The sequence below is a fragment of the Catenulispora rubra genome (genome assembly GCF_015356825.1).
In the GTDB taxonomy this organism is placed as follows: domain Bacteria; phylum Actinomycetota; class Actinomycetes; order Streptomycetales; family Catenulisporaceae; genus Catenulispora; species Catenulispora rubra.
This window is the reverse complement of record NZ_JAACYW010000348.1, coordinates 1-11,465: the sequence shown is the minus strand read 5'-3', so window position 1 is coordinate 11,465 and position 11,465 is coordinate 1. Positions and strand designations below refer to the sequence as shown.

The following is an 11,465-nucleotide window of genomic DNA, read 5'->3' as shown; positions in this document are numbered from 1 at the left end:
GGGGGGTGCCGCCGGACCGGCTGCGGCTCCGCAGGGGCGTGTCCTGGGTGCCGTCGGGGTCGTCGTAGGCGTCGGGGCCGTCGTGACCGTTCGGGTCGTGACCGTTCGGGTCGTCGTAGCCTTCGGGGTCGCCGTAGCCGTAGCCGGCGTAGTCCTCGGCGTCGTCCTCGTATTCGTTCGCGACGGCGTAGTCCGCGGCATAGGCCGCGTTGTCGTACTCGCCCTCGTAGGCGTTGTAGGCGTCGTAAGCGCCTTCGCCGTCCGGCAGGAGGTCGTACGCGGCCTCCGTGGAGCCCGGGGCGTCGTAGATGGCCTCGAACGTGCCGGTGTCGAAGTCCGGGTGGTGGAAGTTGTGGTCTTCGTACTGCGGTTGCGCGCCGTACTGCGGGACCTCGTAGGCCTGCTGGCCGTAGTGCTGCTGTTCGTACTGCTGCTGCGGCGCGTGGTGCTGGTCGAGGTGCTGCTCGTAGTGCGGCTGCGCGTACTGCGCGTACGGGTCCTGCCACCCCGGTCCGTCCCATGTGGGACTCGACTCGGGCGCCGTCGGCTGCGCCGGGACGACCGGCTGGGCGGGCATCTGCGGCACGTGCTGGGCCGACTGGGCCTGCTGAGCCTGCTGGTGGGCTTGTTGCGGGGCCTGCTGCGGCGCCGAGTAGGCCGCGTATACAGATTCGTAATAACTCTGGTCCATGACCGGCTGCCGTGTCGTGGCGTCCTCGTAGTCGTAGACCGTGGCCTGTTCATAGAAGCCGGTCTGCGACGGGACCTCGTAAACCCCGGACCAGTCGTTGACGGCCTGGTAGCCGTCAGTCGAACCGTAAAGGCTGTCCTCGCCGTTAGGCGTTATGGCCGACTCCCAGTCGGTATCCCAATGGGACGAACCATGTTTTCCCATGACGGCCAATACCTCCTGGGAACGTGGGACAGCCGATCAGCGAACGGAGCGGGGACAGCGCCGTTATCGAGTCGCGACTTTAGCGCCTCGGAGGCTGGACGGACAACGGTTCGGTGGACTTTGCGCGCCCTTTGCACACGGTTCACTGGTGTTCTCGCAGGAAGTCGGATGATCCTCACGGAGATTGTGCGAACCGTCACAGGCCGGCGCGGTCCGGGCCGCCACCCCAGGTCGGCTACTGTGTGAACCGGTTATGGGCGGATCAAAGAAGATCTTCCCGTGGACACCCAATGGAGGCAGCCGCCATGAGCCAGTCAGCCCCGGTCCGCGTCGTCATCGCGAAGCCCGGCCTGGACGGCCACGACCGCGGGGCGAAGGTGGTGGCCCGCGCCCTGCGCGACGCCGGCGTCGAGGTCATCTACACCGGCCTGCACCAGATGCCCGACCAGATCGTCGCCACCGCCATCCAGGAGGACGCCGACGCCATCGGCCTGTCGATCCTCTCCGGAGCGCACATGACGCAGTGCGCGAAGGTGATCGAGATCCTCAAGGAGAAGGACGCCATCGACATCAAGGTGTTCGTCGGCGGGATCATTCCGGAGGCTGACTTCGAGCCGCTGAAGGAGATGGGGGTCGTGGCGATCTTCACTCCGGGGACGGCTACGCAGGAGATTATTGATTGGGTGGATGCCAATCTCGCGCATGCGGGGTGAGGTGTAGGTCTGCTGGCTGGGCTGGGTGGTCGGTGGGTAGACCGCCCGGGTTGCGGTCGGTTTGTATGCGCGGCTGGTTTGTGGGTTTGCAGGCGATTTTTACGGCTTCGCACATGGTTGGATGGCCTCGCAGGGGACGCAGTTCGGCTGTGCCCCGCTGGTTGCGCTGGCGGCCGCCGGTGTTCGTGTGCAAGACCGCGCGTCGGTCCGAGTCACTGCGCACGCGTTTGGTCTGGCGGCTGTCTGCCGCGTTTGGTGGGCACCTTGAGGCCTCTGGCGGGCCTCCTCGACGAGGGGGCGACCCGCGCGACCTGCTTGATGCCGCCGGCCCGCGACTGTTCGGCTTTCTCTCCGCTGTTGCCTGCGTTGCGTCGTTCGGCGGCGGTGCTGCTTGTGGTCGCCGAGGTTCTGGGTCCCTCGCCGCGTCATCGCCGTAAACGGAACCAGCCCGGTTTGGCGGAATCAAGCCGCACCCCTGCTGCTGTGGTCCAGCCTCGCCCGGCTTGACACCGCCAAACCGGGCAGGTTGGCTGCGCCCGCTGACGCGGCGAGGGACCCAGAACCAAACCCCCGCGTGGTCCGGTCGGACCCGCTGGACCCGCAGTCTCGTCGCCGCTCGTAGCCGCCGAGGCGCCGGTGTGCGGTCCGCGTACATCGGTGCCGTTGTCACGAAGCCCCACCCACCCTGTCGGTGCCCTGAAATAGTGTTCGTGGCATGGCAGAACGTTGGACCGCCGCCCAGGTCAACTCTCTGGCCCCGGATGCCGCTTCGCAGAAGGCGGGCGCGAAGCTCGGGGTTGCGGGCCCGTGGTCGGGGACTGGGTACCTGGAAGATGAGCGGTTGTTGTGGGGGGACTGCAAAGGTAGCGGGAGTAAGCCGTATCAGGTCACGGTCTCCGTGGCCGACTCGGATACCGCCTACCAGTGCACGTGCCCCAGTCGGAAGTTTCCGTGTAAGCATGCCCTGGGCCTGCTGCTCCTGTGGGCGGCTGGCACCATTGCCGCCGCCGAGGTGCTCCCGGAGCGGGTTGAGGCCTGGGCTGATTCGCGGCGTGACCGTGCTGAGAAGTCCGCGGCCCGCAGTGCGGCCAAGGCTGAGAAGGCTGCCGCCGATCCCGAGGGTGCGGCCAAGCGCGCTGCGCAGCGTGCTGAGCGGATCGGCAATGGTCTGGCCGACCTCGATCGGTGGCTGACCGACCAGATCGCGGCCGGCATCAGCGACTCCGCGACGCTGTCCTACGGTGCCGTCGACCCGGTCGCCAAGCGGCTGGTGGACGCGCAGGCGCCGGGTGTCGCGGGGCGGGTGCGGACCCTGACCTCCGCGCGCTCCTCCTCCGGTGACGCCTGGCCGGACGCGGTTCTGGCCGAGTTCGCCCGGCTGCACCTGCTGTGCCAGGCCTGGACCCGGCTGCCTGAGCTGCCGGCGGCGATGCAGGACACCGTGCGGCGGCGGATCGGGATCTCGGTCGACGCCGACGTGGTGCGCCGCGAGGGCGAGCGCGTCGCCGACCGCTGGCACGTCCTGGGCTCCCGCGATCGCGCGGCCGACAAGCTCACCGAGCGTCGGATCTGGCTGCGCGGTGCGGACAGCGGCCGGATATCGATGCTGCTGGCGTTCGGCGCCATGCAGCAGGCGCCGACGCTGGCGCTGCCGGTCGGTGCGGTCTACCGGGCCGAGATGGTGTTCCACTCCGAAGTGCTTCCGCTGCGGGCGCAGATGGAGGCTGGGGAGCTTGACTCCGCGAACCCGCCGGCGGCGCCTGTGGGCGGCACGCTGCAGGCCGCCGCCGACGAGTTCGCCGCCGCGCTGGCCACCGATCCGTGGCAGGAGGGCTGGCCGGTGGTGATCGCGGACGCGGTGCCGGACCGGGACGGCGAACTCGGCGATGCCGAGGGCCGCCGCGTTCCGCTCATCTGCGAGGAGGGTGCCCTGTGGCGGCTGCTCGCGGTCTCCGGCGGCCATCCGGTGACGGTGTTCGGCGAGTACACCGACGCGGGGCTGGAACCGCTCACCGTGTGGGCCGAGGGTTCGGCGGTCGCGCTGTGAACGGATCAGCGAAGAACCCTGCGAAGCGCCTCGGGAGAGGCCCGGTGATTAGGGAATTTCAGGGTATTGCCATCGACCCCGTAAGTTGTCAGTGGCGTGGTGCACAATCTGTGGACATCAGTGCGAAGGCTGTGGGGATCTCCTACTCGGCGGAAGCGCGGTGAGCACCATGAACGAAGCCTCCAATCAGACCGGCTCCGAGGTCTGGCAGGACCTTGTCTCGACGGCCCTGGTCGGCACCGACCGTCGCACCCCGCCGGCCGCCGGAGACTTCACCGCGCCCGGTGACAGCCCCGCGGCGGCCCTGCTGAGTTCGGCTGCCCTCATGAGCGCGTGGCGGCGGGCCGGCAGCGCCGGCTCGGCGTACTCCGCGGAGCTGGTCGGCGAGCAGGACACTGAAGGTGCCGAGGGCGCTGAGGGTGCCGGGAGCGCCAAGGGCGCCGAAGGGTCCGACGCGGCGCCGGCCGCGAAGTCCGCGGCGATGGACGCGCGTCCACTGCTGCCCAGCGCGACCTCGGCCCGGCTGACGGCGCTGGTGGCGTCCCGCTCCGAAGCACTCCCGGAGTACCTGGGAGCGGCCGCCAAGACCGGCTGTCGCGCGCCCGCCGAGCTTTTGCCTCCGCTGTTCGACTACGCCCGGGGCAGCATCGCGGTCCGCGCCGACCTGATGAAGCTGGCCGGCTCGCGCGGCACCTGGCTGGCCAAGCAGAACCAGCAGTGGTCGACCTTCACCCGCTACGCCGCGGCCCCGGACCCGGAGGCCTGGCTGTCCGACAAGCCGCACGAGCGCATCGGCTACCTCACGTGGTTCCGCGGCAAGGACCCGGCCTCGGCCCGGGAACTGGTGGAAGAGGCCTGGACGCAGACCGGCCTGAGTGCCGAAACCCGCGCGGCCTACGTCGAAGCGCTCGGCGTCGGCCTCGGGCCGGAGGACGAGCCGTTCCTGGAATCAGCCCTCGACGACAAGTCGCGACAGGTCCGCGCCGAAGCGGTCCGGCTGCTGGCCACCCTGCCGTCCTCCCGGTTCGCCGAGCGCATGGTCGCACGCCTGCACGCGCGGGTCACCGTGGTCACCAAGAACGCCGACGTCCTCGTCATGCTGAAGGACAAACCGGACGAGGCCGCCGAGGACGAGGCCCGGGACGGCATCGGCGAGGGCTGGGTCCAGACCGAGGACGAGCGGCGGCTGGCCCGCATGCAGCCCTCGTACTGGCTGGAGGACCTCATAGCCTCCACTCCGCTCTCCGCCTGGGAGCAGCACTGCGAGCTGACGCCCGCCGAGCTCATGCGCGCCACGGCCGCCAACCGCTGGGAGGCCAACGCCTGCCACCGGGGCTGGCGCTCGGCGACGCTGCGCCAGAAGGACACCCGCTGGGCCGAGGCGTTCTGCGCCGTCAACGCCTCCAACGACATGCTGGAGCTGCTCTCCGACGAGGCCGCCGAGCGCTGGTGTCTGAGCGTGGTGGCGAGCCACCGGTCGCAATACTCGATCCACAGCGCCCCGAGCATCCTGAGCCGGCTGGGCCGGCCCTGGCCGGACGCCGTCTGCCAGGCCCTGCTCGACGCGATCCCGGCCTACCTGCCGAACGCCACGCGCAACGACGTGGCCCGCTTCTTCGGCATGGACAACCTGGCCGGCCGCTGGATGCCGCCGTCGTTCGCCGACGCGGTCGCGGCCAAGGCCGGGGAGATCCGCGCCGAGCTCCCGCTGTGGGCCGAGGACCTGGACGACCTCGCCGCGATGCTGCGGGACCGGGCCCTGATGCTGGCCGAACTGGACTCCGTTTAGCGATCCGGACCCTGTCTAACGGCCCACCCGTCTCCCACCACCGCCCGTTATGGAGCCGCTTCGCGGCGCTGTATTGGATTGTCTCTGTCCGAACCCTTCCTCCAAGGTGGACTCTTGAGTGGGTGCCACCTTGCCGAAAACCGAAAGTTGCCTGCCATGTCTGACACCGCCGCTGCCGCCGAGGCCTCCGAGGCGACACAGCCGACCGTTCTCCGCCTGCACGCCGAGCACGCCTTCGCCGGCGAGCTGGAAGCCCTGCGCAAGGCCGACGCCGATTCCGGCCGTCCGAAGCCGCCGCGCTGGAAGCTCTCGCCGTGGGCGGTCTCGACCTACCTGCTGGGCGGGACGTTGCCGGACGGCACGGTCATCACGCCGAAGTACATCGGGCCGCGGCGCATCGTCGAGATCGCCATCGCCACCCTGGCCACCGACCGCGCGCTGCTGCTGGTCGGCGTCCCCGGCACGGCCAAGACCTGGGTCTCCGAGCACCTGGCCGCCGCGATCTCCGGCGACTCGACGCTCCTGGTCCAGGGCACCGCCGGCACGCCGGAGGAGGCGATGCGCTACGGCTGGAACTACGCGCAGCTGCTGGCGCACGGCCCCTCGCGCGACGCGCTGGTCCCCAGCCCCCTGATGCGCGCGATGGCCACCGGCGCGATCGCCCGCATCGAGGAGCTGACCCGGATCCCGGCCGACGTGCAGGACACGCTGATCACGATCCTGTCGGAGAAGACGCTGCCGATCCCCGAACTCGGCGAGGAGACCCAGGCGGAGAAGGGCTTCAGCGTCATCGCCACCGCGAACGACCGCGACAAGGGCGTCAACGAACTGTCCTCCGCGCTGCGCCGCCGGTTCAACACCGTGGTGCTGCCGCTGCCGGGCACCGCCGAGGAGGAGATCGAGATCGTCTCCCAGCGCGTGAAGTCCCTCGGCAAGGCGCTGGAGCTGCCCGAGGTCCCGGCGGCCCACGAGGAGATCCGCCGCGTGGTCACGGTCTTCCGCGAGCTCCGCAGCGGCCTGACCGAGGACGGCAAGACCAAGCTCAAGACCCCCTCGGGCACCCTGTCCCCGGCCGAGGCGATCTCGGTGGTGGCCGGCGGCATCGCGCTGGCCGCGCACTTCGGCGACGGCACGCTGCGCCCGGCCGACGTGGCCGCCGGCATCCTCGGCGCGGTGGTGAAGGACTCCTCGACCGACAAGCTGGTGTGGCAGGAATACCTGGAGACGGTCGCCCGCGGCCGCGAGGGCTGGACCGACTTCTACCGCAGCTGCCGCGAGGTCAGCGCCTGATGACCGTCACCTTGCTGGGGATCCGCCACCACGGGCCCGGATCGGCAAGGGCGGTCGCGGCGGCGCTCGAGGAGTTGAATCCGGACGCGATCCTGATCGAGGGTCCGCCGGAGGCCGACGCGCTGATCCCGCTCGCCGCGCATCCGGCGATGCGGCCGCCGGTCGCGTTGCTGGTCTATGCCGACGCCGATCCCTCGCGCGCTGGGTTCTGGCCTTTCGCCGAGTTCTCACCCGAGTGGGTCGCGATGCGACTCGGGGTCGAGTCCGGCATCCCGGTGCGGTTCATCGACCTTCCTTCTGGCCACCGCTTCGCGGAAGTCCCGGAGGAGCCGGAAGAATCGGTTGAGTCGCCGCCGGACGAGCCGGAACCGGCGCCCGATCCCATCATCCAGCTTCACCGCACCGATCCGATCGCCGCCCTGGCCACCGCTGCCGGTTACGACGACCCAGAACGCTGGTGGGAAGACGTCGTCGAGCAGCGTGCCGACGGGACCTTCTCCGCCCTCGACTCCTTCGCCGCGATCGCCGACGCGATGACCGTCGTCCGGGACAAGGCCCGTCCCGAGGACGAGCAGCGCGAGGCGTACATGCGCCAGTGCATCCGCGAGGAGATCAAGGCGGGGCGCCAGCGTATCGCGGTGATATGCGGTGCCTTCCACGTCCCGGCGCTGGCCGAGATCGGCCCGGCCGCCGCGGACGCCAAGATCCTCAAGGAGCTGCCGAAGAAGGCGAAGACCACGGCGACCTGGGTCCCGTGGACCCACGGCCGCCTGTCCTTCCGCTCCGGCTACGGCGCCGGCATCGAGTCGCCGGGCTGGTACCACCATCTGTTCACGGCACCGGATCTGGTCGTTGAGCGCTGGCTCGCGCGCGTCGCAGCACTCTTCCGCGCCGAGGACCTGCCGGTCTCCTCCGCGCACCTGATCGAGGCCACGCGGCTCGCCGAGACCCTGGCTACGCTGCGCGGCCGCACCCTGGCCGGGCTGACCGAGGTCACCGAGGCCGTGCAGTCGGTGCTGTGTGACGGCTACGACACGCAGATGGCGCTGGTCCGGGACAAGCTGGTGATCGGCGAGGACCTCGGCGAGGTGCCGCCGGACGTGCCGGTGGTGCCGCTGGCCGCGGACCTGGCCCGCGAGCAGAAGCGGTTGCGCTTCGCGCCGAAGCCCGGCCAGACCGAGGCCAAGCTGGACCTGCGCAAGCCCAACGACGGCGAGAAGTCGCGGCTGCTGCACCGGCTGAACATCCTCGGCATCGGCTGGGGCACGCTGGGCCGCTCGCAGGGCAGCGGCACGTTCTGGGAGACCTGGTCGCTGGACTGGCAGCCGGAGTTCGCGGTGAAGCTGGTCGAGGCCGCGATCTGGGGCACCACCGTGGTCACCGCGGCCTCGGCGAAGTCCGCGGACCTCGCGGCGAACGCCGAGCAGCTGGCCGGGATCACCGACGTCGTCGAGGCCTGCTTGCTCGCCGACCTGCCGGACGCGCTGGACCCGATCATGACCCTGCTGGCCGACCGGGCCGCGGTGGACACCGACGTCGCGCATCTCGCCGACGCCCTGCCGGCGCTGGCCAGGACCCTGCGGTACACGGATGTCCGCGGTACCGACACCGCGGCGCTGCGCAAGGTCGCCGACGCCCTGGTGGTCCGCATCGCGCTCGGCTTCCCGCAGGCCTGCTCCGGCCTTGATGAGGACGGCGCGCAGCAGATGCGGGCCCGGATGGACAACACGCATCACGCGATCGTGACCCTGCTCGACGACCCCGCCGCGACCGAGGAATGGCACCGCGCGCTGCGCATGGTCGCCGACCGCGAGGGCATGACCGGGCTGCTCGCCGGGCGCGCGCTGCGGCTGCTCTACGACGCCTCGAAGATCGACGGCGACGAGCTGAACCGCCGCATGGGCCTGGCGCTGACCCCCGGCGTGCCGCCGGCCGAGGCCGCGGCCTGGCTGGACGGCGTGCTGTCCGGCGGCGCGATGCTGCTGATCCACGACCCGGTGCTGCTGGGCCTGCTGGACCGGTGGATCGCCGGGATTCCCGCGGACACCTTCACCGACGTGCTGCCGTTGCTGCGCCGCACGTTCTCGAACTTCGAAGGCCCCGAGCGCCGCAAGATCGGCGAGCTGGCGCGGACCGTCGGCTCGGCCCCGGTGGCCGGGGTCGAGGCCGGCGCCGAACCGCCGGGGTTCGACCGGGCGCGCGCCGACCGCGCGCTGCCGGTCGTGCGGATGCTGCTGGGGATCAAGGGGGAGTCAGATGGCTGAGACGCGCGAAGCCGCCGGCGGCGTCGACGACGAGCGTATGCGCCGCTGGCGCCTCGTTCTCGGCGGCGGCGACGACGGCACCGGCTGCAAGCTGAGCGGCGTGGACATGGAGATGGACAAGGCGCTGGCGGCACTTTACAACAAGGGCGGTTACGAGACCGGCGGCGGCGCCGTCACCAGCCGCAGCCGGGGCCGCGGCGGGCAGCAGGCGCAGCGCAGCGCGGGCCTGGGGGCGTCCTCGCCGCAGGTCGCGCGCTGGCTCGGCGACATCCGCACCTACTTCCCGCAGACCGTGGTGCAGGTCATGCAGCGCGACGCCATCGACCGCCTGAACCTGCGCCAGCTGCTGCTGGAGCCGGAGATGATGGAGTCGGTCGAGCCCGACGTGCACCTGGTCGGCACCCTGCTGTCGCTGAACCACCTGATGCCCGCCGAGACCAAGGAGACCGCGCGCCAGGTGGTGCGCAAACTGGTCGAGGACCTGGAGAAGCGGCTCGGCGCCAAGCTGCGCGCCACGGTCAGCGGCGCGCTGGACAAGAGCACGCGGACCAGCCGTCCCCGGCACAGCGACATCGACTGGGGCCGCACCATCCAGGCGAACCTGAAGAACTACCTGCCGGAGTACCGGACGGTGGTGCCCGAGCGGCTGGTCGGCTACGCGCGCAAGGAGCGCGCGGTGAAGCGCGACGTGGTGCTGGCCATCGACCAGTCGGGCTCGATGTACGCCTCGGTGGTGTACGCGTCGGTGTTCGGCGCGGTGCTGGCGTCGCTGAAGTCGTTGAAGACCTCGCTGGTGGTGTTCGACACCGCGGTCGTGGACCTCACGCCGCAGCTGACGGACCCGGTGGACGTGCTGTTCGGGACGCAGCTCGGCGGCGGCACGGACATCAACCGCGCGATCGCGTACAGCCAGTCGCTGATCAGCCGCCCGACGGAGTCCATCTTCATCCTGATCTCCGACCTCTACGAGGGCGGCGTCCGGCGCGAGATGCTGCGCCGCGTCGCGGAGATGACGGCGGCCGGCACGCAGGTGATCGTGCTGCTGGCGCTGTCGGACGAGGGGGCGCCGGCGTACGACCGGGAGAACGCCACGGCGCTGGCGGCGTTGGGGGTGCCGGCGTTCGCGTGCACGCCGGACAAGTTCGGGGACCTGATGGCGGCGGCGATCCAGCGGCAGGATCTGAGCAAGTTCATGGAGAAGTGAGCAAGTTCGCGGAGAAGTGGAGGCTGGCGCGAGCGTCGCGAAACGAGGGGAGCTCTCGCTGGTGACGCGGCCGCACGCGGCTTATACGGTGTGCGCTATGCGGGGGAACATGAGTGCGGTGCCGGGCCGCCGCCGGGGCGGTGGCCGACCGTGAACGTGCAGCGGCTGCGGGCCCGCGACCCGCGCGGCGTGGGCCCGTACCAGTTCCTGGGCCGTCTCGGCTCCGGCGGCATGGGTTTGGTGTGCCTGGCGCGCGGGGCCGACGGCCGCCTGGTCGCGGTGAAGCTGGTGCACCAGGAGATCGCCGCCGACCCGGACTACCGCCGCCGCTTCGCCCGCGAAGTCCGCGCCGCGAAGGCCGTGACCGGACGCTTCACGGCAGCCGTCCTCGACGCCGACCCCGACGCGCCGCAACCCTGGTACGCGGCCGAGTTCATCGAGGGCCCGACCCTCGGCGAGGTGGTCCGCGAGTCCGGGCCGGTGCCGCCGCGCGCGTTACGGGCCCTGGCCGCAGGACTCGCGGACGCACTCGCCGCGCTGGAAACCGCCGGCCTCGTGCACCGCGACGTGAAGCCGGACAACATCCTGCTGGCCCCCGACGGACCGAAACTCATCGACTTCGGACTGGCTCACCGCGACACCGACAGCGTCCTGACCCGCGCCGGCTCCGTCCTCGGCTCCCCGGGCTACATGTCCCCGGAGCAGATCGCCGGCCGAGGCGCGACGACCGCATCGGACGTGTTCGCGCTGGGAGCGGTCCTCGCCTACGCGGTGCAAGGACACGGGCCCTTCGGCGCCGGCCCCTCGGAAGCCCGCATGTACCGCACCCGGTTCGGCGAGGCGCAACTCGCGGGAGTACCCGACGAGTTCCGCCCCCTGCTGACACGCTGCCTGGCCAAGGAACCCGCCGACCGACCGACCCCCCGCGACCTCATCGGCCTCTGGTCAGTGCGCCCCGACGAACTCGCGACCCTGATCCAGGTCGGCCGCAGCCACTACGCACCCGAGCAGCCTCCGGGGGATCGCCTCTACGGTGCGCCCACCAAAGCCACGCCTGCAAAGGCTGCGCCCGGCGCGGACGCGAGCTCGCCGACCCAGGCGCTTCCGCTTGAGCGCGGCACATCGGTGCTGCCGAGTGCGCCCGGTGGCCCCGCGACAGGCAGCCTGGAAAACCAAGCCCTCGCACCGAATATCCAGCCGCCCGCGCCCGCCGCCGCATCCGGCCCGCCTGTGCACTATCCGCCCGGCATCCAGCCTGTCTCT

At 70.9% G+C, this 11,465-nt stretch carries 7 protein-coding genes and 1 pseudogene; 7 read left to right on the top strand and 1 reads right to left on the bottom strand.

The features are described 5' to 3' along the window. A pseudogene (locus tag GWK61_RS47950) lies at positions 1–895 on the bottom strand (hypothetical protein); the annotation flags it as partial. A gap of 305 nt (positions 896–1,200) precedes the next feature. Here GWK61_RS47950 and icmB point away from each other — a divergent pair. From icmB to GWK61_RS47915, 7 genes are all read left to right on the top strand, one after another. Beyond that, positions 1,201–1,608: a coenzyme B12-dependent isobutyryl CoA mutase small subunit gene (gene icmB / locus GWK61_RS47945; RefSeq protein ID WP_194920033.1), complete on the top strand. Its 408-nt coding sequence runs from the start codon at positions 1,201–1,203 to the stop codon at positions 1,606–1,608. A 715-nt stretch (positions 1,609–2,323) separates the two neighbouring features. Next, entirely contained in the window at positions 2,324–3,655 is a 1,332-nt protein-coding gene (locus tag GWK61_RS47940) for an SWIM zinc finger family protein (protein ID WP_194920031.1), read from the top strand. A 169-nt stretch (positions 3,656–3,824) separates the two neighbouring features. After that, positions 3,825–5,444, top strand: a complete 1,620-nt coding sequence (locus GWK61_RS47935) for a DUF5691 domain-containing protein (RefSeq protein WP_194920030.1) — start codon at positions 3,825–3,827, stop codon at positions 5,442–5,444. A gap of 156 nt (positions 5,445–5,600) precedes the next feature. Continuing rightward, on the top strand, positions 5,601–6,734 hold the full coding sequence (locus tag GWK61_RS47930; protein WP_194920029.1) for an ATP-binding protein: 1,134 nt from the start codon (positions 5,601–5,603) through the stop codon (positions 6,732–6,734). Further along, positions 6,734–8,998, top strand: a complete 2,265-nt coding sequence (locus GWK61_RS47925) for a DUF5682 family protein (protein ID WP_194920028.1) — start codon at positions 6,734–6,736, stop codon at positions 8,996–8,998. Before GWK61_RS47930 ends, GWK61_RS47925 begins: the two co-directional genes overlap by 1 nt. Further along, complete coding sequence (locus GWK61_RS47920; protein WP_194920027.1) at positions 8,991–10,202, top strand: VWA domain-containing protein; 1,212 nt, start codon at positions 8,991–8,993, stop codon at positions 10,200–10,202. The genes GWK61_RS47925 and GWK61_RS47920 overlap by 8 nt, the downstream gene beginning before the upstream one ends. A gap of 150 nt (positions 10,203–10,352) precedes the next feature. Further along, positions 10,353–11,465 (top strand): serine/threonine-protein kinase (locus GWK61_RS47915; RefSeq protein ID WP_194920026.1); only part of this gene is annotated, 1,113 nt, incomplete at its 3' end.